Origin of the sequence: Nocardia sp. NPDC059764 (genome assembly GCF_042732555.1) — a bacterium.
In the GTDB taxonomy this organism is placed as follows: domain Bacteria; phylum Actinomycetota; class Actinomycetes; order Mycobacteriales; family Mycobacteriaceae; genus Nocardia.
In genome coordinates this window covers 1-17,284 of sequence record NZ_JBHWHH010000152.1, presented here as the reverse complement: position 1 = coordinate 17,284, position 17,284 = coordinate 1, and the positions used below count along the sequence as shown (strand labels likewise).

Genomic DNA, 17,284 nt, shown 5'->3' with positions numbered 1-17,284 from the left:
GTCCTTCCTGCCGAACCGTCAGGTTCGGCAGGAAGGACCGAGATCAAGACCCGCCGTTGTTCCGACAGTCCCGGCATACCACGGGTCCAGATCGGGCAGCCGCGTGCGGATCGCCTCCAGTCCGCGCTGCTCACGCTCGAAGCTCGATTCGGTGACCGCAATCCACCGACCGTCGTCCATGCCAGCGCGTTCCTGTTCTCGTGGTGACCTGCCTGCCGTCCACTCCGTCGAGAAATGGGCCGATGCGATCCAATCGATTGGATTGCATCCAAGCAACACTATCGTGTGGGTGGGACCGGATACGCCCACTCCGAGCCCGCTGTCGACCGTCAGGTGAAGCCCGCAGGCGGCTGTGAGCGTAGATGTCGGGCAAGCAGGCCGCTCGTTCCCCGTCGATATGGTCAATTGCACGAGAAGCTCGCGTGAAAGCACTGTCCATCGAGATTGGTGGAGCGTTCCGACGCGGCGATGCGGTCGCCGCGTCCGGCATCGTCAGTGGAGGTGTAGGGGTCGTTGCCTGGCCGGTGTGTGTCGCTCCGGCGGGACGTTCGAGGATTGGTGAAGGGCGGAAGTCGGCGGTGCCTCCCCCGGAAGATGCCGCTACCGGTCGGCTTCCACCTGCATGCCCAGCTGTTTCATGACCCGGTTCGCCGCCTCCCGGACCGGGCCGCGCTGGGTCGCGACCTTGCCGTCCGCGGAGATGATGGTATTGAGCCAGATCGCAGCGCCGCGGCGCCAGTCGATTTCCGTGGCTAGACGCTTGTACTGGGCCAGCCGCCAGTCGAGGTCGGGGCTCTTGCGGATCTCGTAGGCGACACGGCCGATGACGACGAGTCCGGTCGCGGTCAGGTTGATGTACTTCTGGCGGAAGTCGGCGACCTGGTTCGCGGGACCGCCGGTGGTGGGGAGCTCGCAGATCTCGCGCCACGGGTCCATGTGCTCGGAGAGGATCTGAATGAGAGTGACGGCGTCCGTGACGAATTCGTCGCGCGTCTGCTTGTCGCCGATCAGCTGCGCGCTCTGCTTGGCGACCGACTCCTCGCTGAGGGCGTAGTCATTGAACAGCAGTTCCTTGACGAACTGGCGGACCTGGTTGAGCAGGAACACCGCCTGCGATGCCTTGGGCAGCTTGCTGGACGTGGCGTCCACCCGGCCCCGGAACAGCCGCGTCTGTTCGACGAGGTCGGCGAGGACGCCGTTGATGGGTTCACGGGTGTTGTAGACCGCGAGCAGGCTCGCCGGAATCTGCTTGGTCTGAGCGGCATCCGCGAAATCTTGATGGATCCGTTTGAGATCGTCCTCGACGACGATGAGCACCGCGAGGCTGTCGTCCTCGAAACCGACCTCCAGATCGAGCAGCCCGGTGATGGCGCTGCGGCCCGCGCCGTGTCCTTTGATCGCCGTGATGCGGTGCTGGCCGTCGGTGACATAGAAGCGCACGCTGTCGCCGATCACCATGAAGCCGAGGCGGTTCTTGAAATTGCCCCGGGGCACATGCAATGCCGGTAGCTGCCGGGCGTTCAACGTGACCGGCGGCAGGATGTAGTTGCCGCGATTCTCGCGGACGTAGTGGTTGATGTTCTTGACATGATCGGTCATGAGCGGCCGGTTCGTCGTGTTCGCGGGATCGCCGCCCTTGTCGGCGGATTCGGCGACCACCTGACGGGTCAGGAAGGAATAGGGGAAGGAGGTGGAGATCATCGTGCGCTGGCCCTGCTGGAACACGGTGCAGGGGAAGACACGGGCTCCGGCTGCCGCGGCGTCAGCCGATGCGGCGGACAAGGCCTGGTCGAGGCCGTTGTGCTCGACGAGCCCCATGGAGTTGACGGTCATGATGAAAAGTCCCTTCTTGCAAAGTTATTCGGTGCTGGCGAAGTCGGACCGGTGTGGCCGTTCAATCACGGTCCGGTTTCAGAGATTCGTTCGGAATCACGTCGACAACGAGATTTCCAGCGTCGTTTCGGCGCTACCGCCGGGGGTGGAGGGGATGTCGGCTACTCGAGGGTCCAGGCGCAGCCGTCGACGTTGACGACGTCGCCGGATCTCAGGCGCGCGTACGACGCGCCGGAGTAGGACTGGATGTCGATCGCCTCGGAATCCTTGGCCCCCTTATAGGGAAGCCAGATGATGAAGCAGTAGCCGTAGTCCTACTTGACCGCGACGCGCGCGCCGCCGGACAGGATCGAGTCGTGGAATTCGATGGCGGCCGGGACCGTGCCCTTGGGGACGTCGAACACCAGGACCGCCGAGAGCTTGTTGCCCGGATTGATTTCGGACAGCAGGTCCTTGTTCACGTTCAATGCGGCGCCGGAGTCGTTGGAGAACTCCTTACCGTGCTCGTCGATGAGCTTCTGGTTGTCCCCGAAGAAACTCTGCTTCTGGTTGCCGACATTGGTGATGTCCACGTACACGAGCACGAACTCGCCCTGAGCGTCCCTCTTCAGGATCTCGCTGGTGCCGACCGTGGTAATCGGCGGGTCGACCCGCGTGACCGCGAACGAGAACTTCCCGTCCCGCACCGTCGTCCCGACCGGCTCAGCGGTGGTCCGCTTCTCCTCCTGCTTGGCGACCTCGTGCGCGGCGCCGCCGATCAGCGCGGCGCATCCGCCGAAGAGCAGCAGCAGGCAGGCGAGGAACCCGCCGAGCACCCACGGCCAGACGCGCCGCTTCTTCGGCGGCTGCGGCGGGTAGTACGGGCCCTGCGGCTGTCCGGACCAGGGCTGCTGCGGCATGTTCGGGTTGGTCATGGCTGAATTCCTTTGTGAGATAAGGGATAAAAGAGTGTCGGGTTGTTCGCCGGTTCAGGACGCGTCGCCGGGTATCACGTCGGTGACCGTCACCGTCAGCACATCGTTGGGTCCGCTGGTGCTGACCAGTTCTTTCGAGTCGAATCGGTAGCTGACCTGGCGGGCGGTGTCGCCGCGGCTGATGGTGAACGAGTTCGTTTTCGGACCGTCCTCTCCGCCGTCGATCTGATAGATCACGGTCCATTTCTTGCCTGCGGGAATGTCCTGCCCGAAGCTGAAACTCGGGTCGATCTGGACGTAGACGCTGCAGCCGGCCGACCCGTAACAAGATTTCTTCACAACCTTCAACGCCAGACTGATCTGGTCGGGGGTCGGTTGAAACTCCGGCTTCGGGGCGACTGTGGTGGTGGTCCGCGCCGGAGCCGGCGACGGTGCGGCGGTCGGGGAAGTCGGGCTGGGGCCGCATCCGGCGGTAGCCATGATCAGTCCGGCTGTCAGCGCGCCGGCTGCAATCGATCGCTTGAACATGATTCCTCGAAAACTGTTGCAGGGGTGACTGTTCTATCGGGTCGAGTCATCTAGCGCCGCTTGCCGATCGCGCACCGCGGACTTGGTGGCTCATGGTTTCAACGTCCTCGGCTGTGAACTCGTGCTCCGGCTCAACTTCCCATCGAAGCGTTCATCACGTTAGATGACAGTGAAAGCATCGTCAAACTATTTGTTAGCTCTAAACTTTGAGCTAAGGTGACTAGGGTTGCTGACCGGTGCCGGGCATCGGTGCGTCTGAGCCCGGTCGCCGGCCTCCCGGTGACCCGGTCGCGCCAATCCTTCAACTCGACCATGTTCACGCCGTTGGGGCGATCACCAGCAGGTCGACCTCACGGACACGGCCCGTCTTCGCGGTGAAGGTGAAATCGAAGCGGTGTTGGACGGAATCTCTCCGGTTCGGAATGCCCGTGTCGGGCAGCCCGGGTGGGTGGCTGCCGATCGATGTCACACCCATCCACTACTGTGACTTCTCGCGGCCCGCCGGGCACCGAAGTCACCTTCGTAGCTGCCCCCACCCGCACGCCTATTTCGCGTGCCTAAGTGGGGAATTCAAGGTGGCATTGGTCCGGGGAAGCGCCCGTAAACTGCTCGCTGATGCGCAGCTCGATCAGCTTTCGCGACAGTTGCTCGAACAGGCCGGCTATCAGTGGGGGCAGAAGGTTTCGCAGGGTGAGGTGAACTCCTGGCTGCGCAGTCTGCCGCAGCTGCTGTCCGATCTGGTCGACGCGGGGCTCGGCGACGTCGAAGTCCTGCTCGAGCATCGGCTGCCGCACAGTCCCAAGCGGGTGGACGTCATCCTGTGCGGAGTGCATCCGCGCACCGGTGCGGCCAACTACGTGCTGATCGAACTGAAACAATGGTCCAAGGCCGAACTCATTGCCGCGGACCTGGTTTCGGTCGCCAAGTACACCGAGCCCGTCCTGCATCCCGCCGAACAGGTGCGGGGTTACTGCCAGTACCTGGTGGACGCCACCCCCGCGCTCGCCGAACGGCCGAGCAGCGTCTTCGGCATCGCCTACCTGCACAACGCGCACGCCTCAGACATCTCATCCCTGCTGAAATACCAGGTCGACGACTTCGGGCAGATATTCACGATGGACGACCGTGCCGCCCTGGCCGACCGGTTGCGAGCCTTACTGTCGGTCGAGGCCGGCCGCGATCCGGCACGTCAGGCGGCCGACGAATTCCTGGGCTTTCATCACGCGCCCAGCAAAGCGTTGCTCACGCTGGCGGCCAAGGAGATTCAAGAGCGCGAACAATTCGTGCTGCTCGACGAACAGCGGGTCGCCTACCAGACGGTTTTGCAGGCCGTCGCCACCGCCCGCGCCGCCCGTACCCAGACGGTGGTCGTGGTGCTGGGCGGCCCCGGATCCGGCAAGAGCGTCATCGCGTTGAGTTTGCTCGGTGAACTCGCCCGAAAAGGACGCGCCGTGCACCACGCCACCGGCTCCAAAGCCTTCACCCAGACCATGCGCAGGGTCGCGGGCAGCCGCAACACCCGCGTCCAGAACCTGTTCAAATACTTCAACAACTACATCGGCGCGGAACCACGCGACCTCGACGTGATCATCTGCGACGAGGCACACCGCGTCCGGGAGACCAGCGCCAACCGGTGGACCAAGGCCGACATGCGGGCGAAGGCACGCCGCCAGATCGAGGAACTCATCGATGTGGCCTGGGTCCCGGTCTTCCTGCTCGACGAGAACCAGATCGTGCGGCCCGGCGAAATGGGCTCGCTCGCGGAGATCGGCGCCGCGGCCTCCGCCGCCGGATGCGACCTCGAGGTCGTGCGCCTCGATGGCCAATTCCGTTGCGGCGGATCGCAAGCCTTCGACACATGGGTCGCCCGACTACTCGGCCTGCACCCGCTGCCTCCGATCGCTTGGAGTGACTTGATCGCGGGCAGCGACGACGACTTCGTGGTCACCAACGCGCCATCGCCGTCCGCACTCGAATCCTGGTTGATCACCCAGCGCGAGCAGCAGGGCGGAACCGCGCGCATCGCCGCCGGCTACTGCTGGCGCTGGAGCGACCCGATCGACACCCCCGCCGGGCGTCGCCTGGTCGACGACGTCCGGATCGGCGAATGGCATCGCCCCTGGAATGCCAAGGAAGGCAAGCGGGTTCCCGACGTCCCCATCTCCGACTTCTGGGCCTCCGACGACCGCGGCTTCGACCAGGTCGGCTGCGTCTACACCGCGCAGGGCTTCGAATACGACTGGGCAGGAGTCATTTTCGGCCCCGACTTCGTGCGCCGCGGCGACCGCTGGCAAAGCGACCAGAAGGCATCCTTCGATCCCGCCGTCAAACGCGCCGCACCCCTGCACTTCGAGGGCCTCATCCGCAACACCTACAAGGTGCTGCTCACCCGCGGCATGGACGGCGTCTGCGTCTACTCCACCGACCCCGAAACCCAGGAGTTCCTGGAACGAATGACCAGCTGACGGTCATGTCGTCAGGGCCGGCCCAACTCGGTGTACTTCACCGCCAGGCCCTTCACCACCTCTGCGGGATACCGCTCCTCGTTCTTCCGCACCTTGGCCTCGACCGCCGCTCCCAGATCAACCCCCAGCACATCGGCCAGCCGCAACAGGTAGATGAAGACATCAGCCATCTCCTCCTCCACCCGTTCGCGCCGACCGGCATCCGCACAGATCGCCGAACTCTCCTCAGCGGTGAGCCACTGGAACAACTCCGACAACTCACCGACCTCCCCGGTCAGCGCCATCACCAGATTCTTCGGCGTATGGAACCGCTCCCACTCCCGTCGGGCAGCGAACTCGGCGACCAGTTGCTGAAGGCGATCGACAGTCATCGCCCCTGTTTATCAGATGAATAGTCGACAGCGGTCTGCTCACGATGGGTCTTGCTTGGCCCCGCCTTCGCAGGGGGGCACCAAGGAGATCACGGCGTAGGCGTTGATAGCCGCAGCGGCAGCGGCCAGGAACCATGTCGCAAGCCAGGCACGGTGCGGGGTCTGAGCGGATGATGCTCTGTTGCGGTGTGGCGGCCTGCGTTCTCCTGGGCCGATTCGCCCGCTCCGGTCACAGTCCGCCGTACGCCCGAGATCGCCTTCCCCGGGGACCCGTCAGTCGCTGAGTACCTGTAGCACCGGCGTCAGGCCGGTGCTGGAGGCTATCGGGCGCAGGGATTCTGCGCTCTTCGGCTGCGCTGTGGGTGTCGTTCGGGCAGAATCGATTTGAGCCCGGGCCGCGGCAACCGGGCTCGGTGGGGTGGCGTGGGTGCGGCCGACGATGGCGGGTGGGGAGAGTACATGGGTGAAGCGGAGCGGCAGGCTCGGATTCTGAGGTATTGGCGGGCGGTCGAGTACTTTTCGCCGCCCAAGGTGGATGCGACGGACTGGCGCAAGGGAATCCGGAATGTTGACGGGGCGCGGCCGCTGCCGTGGGCTCGGGGCGCGAAACCGCATGAGTCGCTTCGGAAGAAGTGCCGGTGGCAGCATACGGTGTATGTCGGTGTGTTCGACCTGGCCAAGGTGCGCGAGGTGCTGGACGCGACATTGCGGGTCGCGGACGAGGAGGAACTCGATCTCGACAGCCGCACCGGCGGGCAGAGCGCGCTGCTCAGCTTGACGGTGAATTCGGACGGTCTCTTGATTCGTGACTCGGTGACGTTGTCGTCGTGTGCTTGGGCTATCGGCCGGACCGTGAATCCGGGGCCGGCGTCGGACTTGTGGCTGGCCGGTTTCGATGATGCTCAGAAGGACATTCTGGCGATGGCCTTCGGTATCGGTGACGGACGAGTGCCGATCACCGAAGTGGCCTCCGATGTGCCGTCCGCGCTGGGCCGGATCGCCGGTACCGCGGCGCACATCGCGCTGGACATGGTCACCAGCGGTGTGTCCACGGCGCTGGCCGGAGTGATTTCCGGAGCTGGACCGCTGATCACCGAGACGCTGCCGGATGTGGTCGGCGCGGCCGCCGACTTCGCCGGTGACGTCTGGGAGGTCGTGACCGAGCTGTCCGACCAATTCGGTATGCCTGGCTCCTCGGAGGACACAGAATCTGCCGCCGACGACACCACCGAGGCGGAGGAGCCGGAGCGAGACGAGGAAGCCGCCGAAGTGCCGGCGCTGGGCGTCAAGGCGCTCGATGTCAAGGATCTGGTTGCGCTCACCCGCTGGGTTGCCGAGCAGCTAGGGGTCGCGGAAGTGCTGCTGCCCAACATCATTCGGATCAAGACCTATCAGGTGAATGAGCGTTTCGCCGACGACGCCGGTAGTGATGAATTCCTCAACAGCTTCTATGCCGACGATCTCGAGCGCGTGGCGCAGGCGATCGAAAGCAACGCTGCCGGTCAGGCGTTGACCGACTACCTTGTCGACGGCGCGCGGATCGACGAGCGTCAGCGCGTCGATGTCCGCCGGGCTCCGGAGCAGGTGCTGAGGTCGGTGGCTCCGTCGTCCATGCCCGCCGGCCGCTGGCCCGCCAAGCTCGCGCACACGTTGACGCTCAGTCAGCAGTTCGCGGTGAACGAGATCCACCGGAGTCTTCGAGACCCCCGCGCCCGTGGCATATTCGCGGTGAACGGACCACCGGGCACCGGCAAGACGACCCTGCTGCGCGACCTCATCGCGGCGATCGTCGTCGACCGCGCTGTCGCGCTGGCGCGACTCGAGAACCCGGGACAGGCGTTCGGGAAACAGGCGCGCAAATGGCGGACCGGCGATTCGGGTTCGTGGGAGAACCGCCTCTATCCGCTCATCGACGAGCTGTGCGGCTTCGAAATCGTGGTCGCGTCATCGAACAACGGTGCGGTCGAAAACATCACCATGGAAGTTCCGTCCGCAGACGCGGTCGACACCGATGAATTTCCGCGCGCGGAATACCTCTCCGACCAGGCCACCCTGCTGATGGGCAAGCCGGCGTGGGGTGCGGTCGCGGCGCGATTGGGGAAGCGCCCCTTCCGGTCCGAGTTCGTCGAGAGATTCTGGTGGGGTGAGGGCGCAGACCTCGAGGAAGGTGAGGCGGGCCTCAAGGATCTGCTGACAAGTTTCGCCGACCATGCGGCGGCAGGCGAACAGTTGGAGGGCATTCTCACGTGGGAGGAGGCGGTCGCCGAATTCGATGAGGCGATGGCCGAAGCGGCGAGGCTCGCCGCGGAGCGTCAGCATATCGCCGACCTGCTCGAGCGGGAGTTCGACGTTGATCCCGAACTCGTCCGATTGCGCGATGCGGCACGGGATCACGACGCTTACCTCGACGGGCTGCGGAACCGGCGGTCGATGACCGCCGAGAACGTGCGACATGCCGAGGACGCCCGTGTCGCGGCGTCGGCGGAACTCGCCGCGGCACGCTCACGATCGAGCGCCGCCGAGGCCACGGTCGAGCATGCGTCCGGTGCGGTGCGGGCGGCTGAAGTGGCTCTGCGAGAACATGATCGACAACGTCCCGGTTTTCTCAAACGTGTTTTGTCGTGGGGCTCGAAGCAGGAGTGGGAGGCCGAGCGTGAGCCGCTGATGAAGGCGCAGGATCAGGCGGACGAGAGTCTGGCCTGGGCCGTGGGCGAGAACGATCGGGCACGTGCCGAGGTGCGGATTCGCCAGCGCGCACTCGATGCGGCCACGCAGACCGAACGCTCAGCGACGGCCGCTCTGCGCGCCGTTTCGCGAGAACTCGACGCGGCCGCTGCCGATCGCATACGGACCCAGGACGAAATCCGTCGTCGAGAGGAAGCACGGCGTCGCGATGATCAAGCCCTCGCCGCCGCACGCGAATTGTGGCCGTCCACCATTCCCGGATCGGAATGGACCGCGTCGGTTGATGATCGAGCCGCCATGGAGGTTCGTGAGAAGTCCTCGCCATGGATGGACGAGGAGTTCGCCGCAGCGAGAACCGCGGTTTTCACGGCCGCCCTCGCTCTGCACTTCGCAGTCCTGACCTCAGAACCGAAGCGGGTTCGCGACAACCTCGCCAGCGCTATGGAAATCGTGCGCGGCCGTGCCCCCGCCGATCTCCCGGCCGAGACGGTGCTGGACGCGTGGCGGTTGTTGTTCTTTGTCGTGCCGGTGATTTCGACTACCTTCGCCTCGGTTTCACGAATGTTCGCCACACTCGGTAGAGAAGCGCTCGGCTGGCTGTTCATCGACGAAGCCGGGCAGGCCACTCCGCAGGCGGCGATCGGTGCGCTGTGGCGGTCGCAGCGTGCGGTGATCGTCGGGGATCCGCGGCAGCTCGAGCCGGTGAACACCTTGCCCTGGTCGGGGCAGCGTCGGCTGTGCACGCAGTTCGGCGTCGATGCGCAGTGGACACCGCACGGCTCGTCGGTGCAGTCGATCGCGGACCGTCTCAACCACTTCGGAACCTGGCTGCCCGATCCGGATAATCGCGACGAGCTGTGGGTGGGATCCCCCTTGCGCGTGCACCGTCGCTGTGACCGTCTCATGTTCGAGGTCAGCAATTCGATCGCCTACGACAATCTGATGGTCTTCGGCACCGCCGAACCGGAGGGGCCGCATCTGCTGACTCGTAATACCTGGCTCGACGTACCGGCCGTCCCGTCCGGCGAGAAGTGGAACCCCATGGACGGGCGCTACGTCGTCGCGACGTTGGATCTCGTGCGGGCCCGAATTCGCGACCGGATGAACGCCGAACTCATCGAATGCGACGGCGAAATGCCCGGCTGGGCCGAGAACGAGATCAGCAAGGTCACCGAGCTGAATCGCCGTGTGGCGGAAGCGGTTTTCGTGGTCAGCCCGTTTGTCGCGGTGCGCGACGGTTTACAGAAGACCGTCGGTGACCGGCTGCCGCGCGAGCCGAAACGCCTCGGCACCGTGCACACCACACAGGGCAAGGAAGCGGAGATCGTAATCCTCGTGCTGGGTACGGCCACCGATCAGCGAGGCTCCCGAGTCTGGGCATCCGACACTCCGAACCTGCTGAACGTCGCGATCACTCGCGCCAAACGCCGACTGGTCATCGTCGGTGACTATCGAAATTGGTCCAGCCACCGCAATTTCCGCGTCCTCGCGCGTTACGCCGGCCGCAGTGGGGACGGTTTACTGACCCGTGTCGACGCTGCCGACTGGTCGACGACGGCGAGCACCGACTGGCGACGTTACGACCCGTGACCGGCGGTCTGAAGTGGGAATCCATGGGTTCCACGACATCGACCACATCCTCGGCGCGCAGATCCGGCAGGCACGTCGGAACGACATGGCGCAGGTCCTGTCGGCTGCGCCGCAAATCAGCCCTGCGGCGCACCCTGCCACTGCTCATCACCGATGACACCGACACCGACACAGCCGATCTCGCGGTACTCCAGCTCGAAGCCGGCACCGCGATCCCCGACGACCGGCTGCGGCTGATCAGCACCTGCTGCCCCCCGCGCTGTCACGGGACGCGCAGGTGGCGCTCACCTTGCGCTTGGTCTGCGGCGCCACCGCCGCCGAGGTCGCGCGGGCCATTCTGATCAGTGAGTCGACCACGGCGGCGCGAATCACCCGCGCCAAGAAGAAGATCGCGCTGGCCCGCATTCCCTACCGGGTGCCGTCGGTGCGGGAACTGCCAGAACGTCTCGACGCCGTATGCGCGGTCATCCATCTGCTGTTCACCACCGGCCACACCGCCCCGTCCGGCGACACCCTGGTACGCGCGGACCTGGTGGAGCGCGCCTTGCAGTTGGCGCGCATGATGCACGCGCTAGTGCCCGACGATCCGTCGGTGACCGGGTTGCTCGCCCTCATCGCGCTGACCGACGCCCGTCGCGCCGCGCGCGTCGACAGCGAGGGACGCCTGTGCACACTCGAATTCCAGGACCGGTCACGATGGGATCGCGCTGCCATCGAGGAAGGGGTGGCGTTGGTGAAACGCGCTCTGCCCCACACCGATCGATACACCCTGCAGGCCACCGTCGCCGCGGTCCACGACGAGGCGCCGAGCCGGGAGAGCACCGACTGGCGCGAGATCACCGGACTCTACGCCCTGCTGCTGCGGGAATGGCCGTCGTCGGTGGTCCGCCTGAACTACGCGATCGCCGTGGGGTTTTCCGGTCGCCCGGGACGTGCCCTCGCGCTGCTCGACGAACTATCCACGGACCCGGCGCTGGCGACCTACGGCTACCTTCAAGCTGCCCGAGTGGCTTTCCTCGCCGAACTCGGGCGCACGGCCGATGCCGTGAACGCTTACGAGGCAGCCATTCTCCTCACCGAGAACACCGTCGAGCGCACTCACCTGGAGCGACGCCTCGACACCATGGTGCGCGGCGACACGCCTACAACGTGACTGCCGGCCGGGCGCGCCGTCTGCCCGGCATCTACCCCCGCGCTGGTCGTGACAAGGCTACTCGGGCATGAGGTAAGTGCCATTGGAGACCAGCACCGTTTCCTTGGTCGCGACCGCGCCCTTCTCGAACTGAATTGGTTGCTCGTAGGGGTGGAACTGGATGAACTGTACGGGCCGGTTGTCCTTTGTGAAGAGGTAGAACTTATCCGATGGCCGGTCGGACATTGCCGAGGATGCGGGCAGGTTCCGCCAGCAATAGCCGGGGGTTTGAGCTCGCGTGTTCAGATCGGCTGGTTCCGTACGCTCTCCGACCTCGACCAGGATGTCCCAGCCATCGGACCAGCCTGCTGCATGAGTGATGTCCAGCAGCGGCACCGTTTCCCTGTTCTTGTTGGCCTTTGTCATCTCCTGAAACAAAAGCTTGCTCGAACCGAGCGGCTGAACAGTTTTAGAGGTTTCGAAGTCGAAGCTGAAGGTTCCACGGCTACAATCCTCCGGTTCCCGCTTCTGATCCGCGGGCTTATCCATTGGAGCGAGAATTCCGCACGACGCAATGAGCGACGTCAAAACCGTGAGTAGTCCGGCGCGCATCGTGATCTTCATCATGGTGTCACCCCTATTTCGTTCCAGGGAGGGGAATGCCGACCCCGGGACCCGTGATTGTGCTGTGGACGGATGTATCTTTACTCCAGGCGAGTTGAGGGGTTTTGCCGTCGGCCCCATTGACGATTACGACAGCCTTGCCATGATCGATCTCATCGAGTACGCGCGCCCGAATTGTGGCGTCGTCCGCCGTCTTGTCAAGCCCGATCGCGCGGCCGAGTTGGTTATTGTATAGGTCCATTGCTTCACGCGCGGCGACGTTGCCGCCGGACTTCTCGTGTGCGGTCGTGTAACGCTCGGTCCAATCCGCCCCGAACTCCTGAGTCATCCGGGCATTCCAGTACATATGGCGAGCGGCGTCCCCGTGCCCGTCTTGCTCGGCGTCTTCGTCTTGGTCCGTGTACTTGTTGTTCTTTCCGAACGACTTTGCGTCCTTTTGAATCGTAAGGAATTTCACTTGTTCGGCAAGGCTGAGTTCGTTGAGGACAGATGCTTCCTCGGCTGTCACGAACTTGGGTTGAAATGTGGGGTCGTAGTATTTTCTGACATATTCGAGCTGAGTGGCATTGGGCCACATCACCCCGTCCTTGGTCGAGTCCTTGGTCTGGTACTTCCTGAGAATATCCAGTAGCCCCTGGTCGGTGTAGTTACCGGCCATCTCGGTCTTGATCGAATCGGCCAGCTTTTCGATGCACTGGGATACACGCTCAGCAACCCGCTCGTCCTCCTGTGCTACCTCCCAGAGGGCGGTCTTCAACTTCAGGTCCAGCTTGTTGATTTCGCCTTGTTTCAGGTAGAGGGAAACGATCCCCCAGGGTGGCGCGGCGGTTTCCCAGTTCGACTCGCGTGACTTGACCGCGCCGTTCTCCTCGTAAAACAGGTCGTAGTCGGAATTCTCGACATCGGAAATCAGATCGCGTACTGACTGGATCTTCTTCCCGATCGATTCGCAACCCTCCTGGATTGCCTTCGACATGGCGGCGTACACGCCGATGGTCGTTTCCCCATCGGTCCGATACCCCTTGGACATGTTTCGGGCACTCAGACCGGCCTGCTCCCCGAACCACGGCTCCGATTTCTGAACCTGGTCGTCGGCGTCGAACAGCTCCTGTTTTAGCTTCTTGGCGGACTCGTCAACGTGCTCGGCAACTTTGCCCGGCAATGTCAGATCCCACCCGAGGATCATCGAGATGGTGAGGTTCTCCTCGCCGTCGGCCACTTCATCCCCCGAACTTCACGGCATTGTCTTCATCCATCTGATCCGCAGCCGTCGCCGCCGCATCGGTGAGGTCCGCGAAGGAACGCAGTCGTTTGGCATGCAGGTCGGTGACATTGTCCATTGCCTGGAGGCTTTCCTCGATGCGGACCGCGAACACCGACTTCTGCATTCTGGCCCGCGCGAGCTGGACTTCCTCGCCACCGAACGGCGTGAGAGCCTCGACAGCGTCGGCGTGGCCACGATGCTCGTTCGCCATCGCGCGCATCAGCCCGGTATCGAACTCGACCATGGCTCAGATACTCGACGTATAGCGGATGGGTGCAACGTCTTCCCACTGATCGCTCGGTGACAACGGCATGTCGGCGGGCGAGGGTGTCGGTAGATCTCGAATCGCTTGGAAGACATCCGCGCCAAGGGCTTTAGCTTCTTCATAAGCCCGGCGATGCAGTTCGGTGATGACCGCGGCGAGTCGACTGGGCTCGACGCTGGTCACGTGCGAGGAAAGGTGCAGATTGGTGATGGAACCGTAGGGGTTGGTTTCGATGATGACCGACCCATCGGTGGTTTGGGCGCGCCCCCGGACTTTCGAGATCTCCGCATCGATTCTCTCGGCGCGGTCGGCCAATTCAGCGTTGCTTCTCACTCCCACCCCCCGTTGCAGCCCTGCCCGTACGTCGTTGCAGTCCCGCAACCCTATCCAAAGGCCGGGGACCGGACCACCCGGGGACCGGCGCGGCAGCGCTGTCCGAGGATGCACTACGGGTTGTTCGGTTGTGTCGCGAACTGCTCGTCGACGTGATCCACGACGGCGACCGAAGGCGTGAAAGTGGTTTCACTCATGGGCGTCTCGTTGCTACCGCAGCGAGACGGTCGCGCCGCCGGAGAACAACGAATCGTGCACGACGATCCGGTCCGGCACGGAGTCGGCGGGCAGGTCGTAGACCACCTGGGCGGTAATGGAATTGCCGGGGTTGATCTCGGCGTAGAGGCTGGTGTCGGACTGGAGGTTGATGGCCGCGGCGGCGTCGTTGGAGAACTTGCGGTTCTGGGCGTCGTACACGTCCTGGTTGGACGGGGAGAAGCCGTAGGGGACCTTGCCGATGTTGCGGACGGTCATCGAGATGATGGTGTAGCTGCCCTGGGCGGTTTTGCGGAGATAGGGGTTGTCGCCGACCGTGCGGATGCCGGACTGGATCTCGGTGACGGTGAATTCGAACTTGCCGTCACGGACCGGGGTGTTCAGGCCGGGGGCGGGCGGCTTCTCGGTGGTCGCGGCGGGCGCGTTGCCCGGTGCACCGGCGGCGGGAGTATCGGCGGCCGGAGTCGCCGGGGGCTGAGCGGATTTGGTGTCCTTGCCGGTGAGCGCACCGCCGACGCCACAGAGGACCACGATGCCCGCCAGCACCAGCAGGATGATCGTGAGGGTGTTCGACTTCTTGGGCGCGGGCTGCTGCGGCGGGAACTGACCGGGGTACCGGGGCGGCAGGCCGCCCGTCGCGTACTGCGGTGTCATCGGGGGATAGGGCGTGGTCCGGTGGTGTCCGGCTGTGGGATCGGGGGGTGGCTGCGGGGGCTGGTAGGTCATCGACGTTCCTCGGATTCGGTTGTACGGGGATCGAACTGGGGTGCGGCGGGACGAGCCGGAGTTGACGCGCATCCCGCCGCGGGCATCGAGACGGTGTCGTCTACTCGAGCGCCTCGGTTCGGGTGAGCGAGGTCAGAGCGTGTGGCGCGGGCAGTACGCGCTGATGGCGGCGCCTCGATGGGCGCTGGGGTCGCTTTCGCCGGAGCTCTCGCACCGGAGTCGATGGCAAACGATATTTATGACGGAAAGCGTTGTCAACCGTATTGGCGGGATTGCAATTCGCTTCCCATTCGAGCAGGGTGGAGGGAACGTACACGAGAGGAGGGGCATGTCGAAGCCTGTATCGACCGTCAGCGCCGCGGAGATCTCGCGGCTGGCCGGGGTTACGCGCGCCACCGTCAGCAACTGGCGGCGACGGCACGCCGACTTTCCCAAGTCCACCGGGGGCAGTGAGGCTCGCCCACAGTTCGACCTGGGCGAAGTTCAGAGATGGCTGGCCGAGCACGGCAACGAAGCCAGCGCCTCGGCCGTGAGCGAACTGCGCTCCCTGGTCCGCACTCGTGCCACCCCGGATACTGTCGCGCGGCTGCTGCAAGCACTGCGACGGGGTAAAAGCGGTTGGACTGCACCCGGCTTCGACGCCGAACTCGGCGACGAGGTGACGCGACTGCTCGGCCGGGCGGCCGCGGAGGCCGGAGCGCGCATGGCCATCGACATCCTCTGCGAACGCGCGCTGGAGGAAACCGCCGCCACCGGTGTGTACATCACTCCGGCGTGGTTGGCGGACCTGATGGCCGCGCTGACAACCGCGTCCGGCCCCGAAGCCGAGGCCGAAGTCGAATCTGCGCACACCGTGCTGGACCCTGCTTGCGGCAGCGGGTCACTCCTGCTCGCGGCGGCGCGAACCGGTGCGAGCCAACTCGCCGGTCAGGATGCGCTGCCGGTCCAGGTGCAGCGCGCGCGGCTGCTCATCGAGGCCGAGACCGCCCTCGAACCGGATATGCGGACCGGCGACAGTCTCACCGCCGACGCCTTCCCCGACCTGCGGGTGGACGCCGTGGTATGCAATCCGCCCTACGGTCAACGAGACTGGGGTGCAAGCGAATTGGCGTTCGACCCGCGATGGGATTACGGGCTGCCGCCGCGTGGGGAGCCCGAACTCGCCTGGGTGCAACACGCGCTCGCGCATCTGCGGCCCGGCGGGACCGCCGTGGTACTGCTTCCGCCCGCTGTGGCCACCCGCCCCTCCGGCCGCAAGATCCGTGCCAACCTGGTGCGCACCGGCGCGCTGCGCTCGGTGATCGGCCTGGCTCCGGGCAGTGCCCAGCCCTGGCATGTCGGCCTGCAGATCTGGCTTCTGCGCCGACCCCGACCCGCCGTGCCTGTCGCCGACTCCATGCTGTTCGTCGACACCACCGGTGTGCCCGCGGCCGGTGATGGCGAGAACATCGCCGTCACCGACACCGTGTTGCGCGCCTGGCGTGCGTTCGACGGACCGGACCCGGACTCGGCGACCGAATCCGGTGTGGCGGTGGGTGTTCGGCTGGTCGACGTGTTGACCGAGGAGGTCGATCTGACCCCGGCCGGGTACGTACGCTCCGCGCTGGATTCAGGGACGGTCTCCGATCAGGTCGGCGAGGCGATTCGATCGCTGAGCGACACGGCCGCGGATCTGACCTCGGCCGCTGGCGATATGTGTGGATGGTCGGCCGGATCCGGCGTGTCCTGGCGCTACGTGACGATCGCGGATCTGGCCAATCATGGTCAACTGGAACTGATTCGGTCCATCCTGCCCGGCGGGGAATCCGCCGAATCCGCGGGCCGGGCACCCGCCGAAGAACCCGACACCGGTTCGGTGCCGGACCTGAATCCCGTTGTGTCACAGCGCCGGATGCTCATCGCCCCGGACATCGCAACCGGTGTTCCAGCGTCGGGCACCGCGACAGCGTCGGTCGCTGCGACCAGCGTCGAGGTCCGAGCCGGTGATGTTCTCATTCCCGCGGTGCGCAGCGACCGCACCGGCGGGCGCAGCGCACGGGTCGCCGACGCGGCCGATGCCGGGGTGATCCGGGGACCACACATCCACACCCTGCGCGTCGATCTCGACCGGCTGGACCCCTGGTTCCTGGCGGGCTTCCTGACCGGCGCCGAGAACATTTCGGCGACACGGACCTCCACGGTCCGTTTCGATCCCTCCCGGCTGCGCGTCCCCGTGCTCGGGCTGGCCGAGCAACAACGGTACGGCGAACTTTTTCGGCAGCTGTTCACGCTGCGCACTGCCGCCCGGCGGGCCACCGAGGCCGCCGAGCAGGTCGCCGAGCTGGTGACGACCGGGCTC

Annotated in this window: 14 protein-coding genes; 4 read left to right on the top strand and 10 right to left on the bottom strand. The window is 65.0% G+C overall.

What is annotated here, in order from left to right; genetic code table 11:
* Window positions 1–18: 18 nt before the first annotated feature.
* The 4 genes from ACFV4K_RS27095 to ACFV4K_RS27080 form a co-directional block, all read right to left on the bottom strand.
* Window positions 19–180 (bottom strand): hypothetical protein, encoded by a 162-nt coding sequence (locus tag ACFV4K_RS27095; RefSeq protein ID WP_379278689.1) that lies wholly within the window; start codon window positions 178–180, stop codon window positions 19–21.
* Between the two features lie 420 nt (window positions 181–600).
* Complete coding sequence (locus tag ACFV4K_RS27090; RefSeq protein ID WP_379278687.1) at window positions 601–1,833, bottom strand: DNA sulfur modification protein DndB; 1,233 nt, start codon at window positions 1,831–1,833, stop codon at window positions 601–603.
* Between the two features lie 314 nt (window positions 1,834–2,147).
* Entirely contained in the window at window positions 2,148–2,747 is a 600-nt protein-coding gene (locus tag ACFV4K_RS27085; protein ID WP_379278686.1) for a DUF4352 domain-containing protein, read from the bottom strand.
* A 54-nt stretch (window positions 2,748–2,801) separates the two neighbouring features.
* A complete protein-coding gene (locus ACFV4K_RS27080; RefSeq protein WP_379278684.1) occupies window positions 2,802–3,275 on the bottom strand; it encodes a hypothetical protein in 474 nt (157 codons plus the stop codon).
* Between the two features lie 575 nt (window positions 3,276–3,850).
* On the opposite strand from ACFV4K_RS27080, the gene ACFV4K_RS27075 reads away from it, so the two are divergent.
* Window positions 3,851–5,740 carry a DNA/RNA helicase domain-containing protein gene (locus ACFV4K_RS27075; RefSeq protein ID WP_379278683.1) on the top strand — a complete coding sequence of 630 codons (1,890 nt, stop codon included), beginning with the start codon at window positions 3,851–3,853 and terminating at the stop codon, window positions 5,738–5,740.
* Between the two features lie 11 nt (window positions 5,741–5,751).
* Here the strand turns inward: ACFV4K_RS27075 and ACFV4K_RS27070 are convergent, their stop codons facing one another.
* On the bottom strand, window positions 5,752–6,111 hold the full coding sequence (locus tag ACFV4K_RS27070; RefSeq protein WP_379278681.1) for a nucleotide pyrophosphohydrolase: 360 nt from the start codon (window positions 6,109–6,111) through the stop codon (window positions 5,752–5,754).
* Between the two features lie 1,110 nt (window positions 6,112–7,221).
* Between ACFV4K_RS27070 and ACFV4K_RS27065 the strand changes: the two genes are divergently transcribed.
* Complete coding sequence (locus tag ACFV4K_RS27065) at window positions 7,222–10,386, top strand: AAA domain-containing protein (RefSeq protein WP_379278679.1); 3,165 nt, start codon at window positions 7,222–7,224, stop codon at window positions 10,384–10,386.
* Between the two features lie 277 nt (window positions 10,387–10,663).
* On the top strand, window positions 10,664–11,539 hold the full coding sequence (locus tag ACFV4K_RS27060; RefSeq protein WP_379278677.1) for an RNA polymerase sigma factor: 876 nt from the start codon (window positions 10,664–10,666) through the stop codon (window positions 11,537–11,539).
* 57 nt (window positions 11,540–11,596) lie between these two features.
* Here the strand turns inward: ACFV4K_RS27060 and ACFV4K_RS27055 are convergent, their stop codons facing one another.
* From ACFV4K_RS27055 to ACFV4K_RS27035, 5 genes are all read right to left on the bottom strand, one after another.
* Window positions 11,597–12,145 (bottom strand): hypothetical protein, encoded by a 549-nt coding sequence (locus tag ACFV4K_RS27055; RefSeq protein ID WP_379278675.1) that lies wholly within the window; start codon window positions 12,143–12,145, stop codon window positions 11,597–11,599.
* Window positions 12,146–12,155: 10 nt separating this feature from the next.
* Window positions 12,156–13,361: a DUF6973 domain-containing protein gene (locus ACFV4K_RS27050; protein WP_379278674.1), complete on the bottom strand. Its 1,206-nt coding sequence runs from the start codon at window positions 13,359–13,361 to the stop codon at window positions 12,156–12,158.
* Between the two features lies 1 nt (window position 13,362).
* On the bottom strand, window positions 13,363–13,650 hold the full coding sequence (locus ACFV4K_RS27045) for a hypothetical protein (RefSeq protein ID WP_379278672.1): 288 nt from the start codon (window positions 13,648–13,650) through the stop codon (window positions 13,363–13,365).
* Between the two features lie 3 nt (window positions 13,651–13,653).
* A complete protein-coding gene (locus ACFV4K_RS27040) occupies window positions 13,654–14,004 on the bottom strand; it encodes a hypothetical protein (RefSeq protein WP_379278671.1) in 351 nt (116 codons plus the stop codon).
* A gap of 210 nt (window positions 14,005–14,214) precedes the next feature.
* Entirely contained in the window at window positions 14,215–14,946 is a 732-nt protein-coding gene (locus tag ACFV4K_RS27035; RefSeq protein WP_379278669.1) for a DUF4352 domain-containing protein, read from the bottom strand.
* Window positions 14,947–15,274: 328 nt separating this feature from the next.
* Here ACFV4K_RS27035 and ACFV4K_RS27030 point away from each other — a divergent pair.
* Window positions 15,275–17,284: N-6 DNA methylase (locus ACFV4K_RS27030; protein WP_379278668.1), on the top strand; the 2,010-nt coding region annotated here is incomplete at its 3' end.

What these genes read in the sequence shown, in the direction of transcription:
- ACFV4K_RS27095 (WP_379278689.1), bottom strand. Translation starts at nt 180, where the DNA reads ATGGACGACGGTCGGTGGATTGCGGTCACCGAATCGAGCTTCGAGCGT.
- ACFV4K_RS27090 (WP_379278687.1), bottom strand. Translation starts at nt 1,833, where the DNA reads ATGACCGTCAACTCCATGGGGCTCGTCGAGCACAACGGCCTCGACCAG.
- ACFV4K_RS27085 (WP_379278686.1), bottom strand. Translation starts at nt 2,747, where the DNA reads ATGACCAACCCGAACATGCCGCAGCAGCCCTGGTCCGGACAGCCGCAG.
- ACFV4K_RS27080 (WP_379278684.1), bottom strand. Translation starts at nt 3,275, where the DNA reads ATGTTCAAGCGATCGATTGCAGCCGGCGCGCTGACAGCCGGACTGATC.
- ACFV4K_RS27070 (WP_379278681.1), bottom strand. Translation starts at nt 6,111, where the DNA reads ATGACTGTCGATCGCCTTCAGCAACTGGTCGCCGAGTTCGCTGCCCGA.
- ACFV4K_RS27055 (WP_379278675.1), bottom strand. Translation starts at nt 12,145, where the DNA reads ATGATGAAGATCACGATGCGCGCCGGACTACTCACGGTTTTGACGTCG.
- ACFV4K_RS27045 (WP_379278672.1), bottom strand. Translation starts at nt 13,650, where the DNA reads ATGGTCGAGTTCGATACCGGGCTGATGCGCGCGATGGCGAACGAGCAT.
- ACFV4K_RS27035 (WP_379278669.1), bottom strand. Translation starts at nt 14,946, where the DNA reads ATGACCTACCAGCCCCCGCAGCCACCCCCCGATCCCACAGCCGGACAC.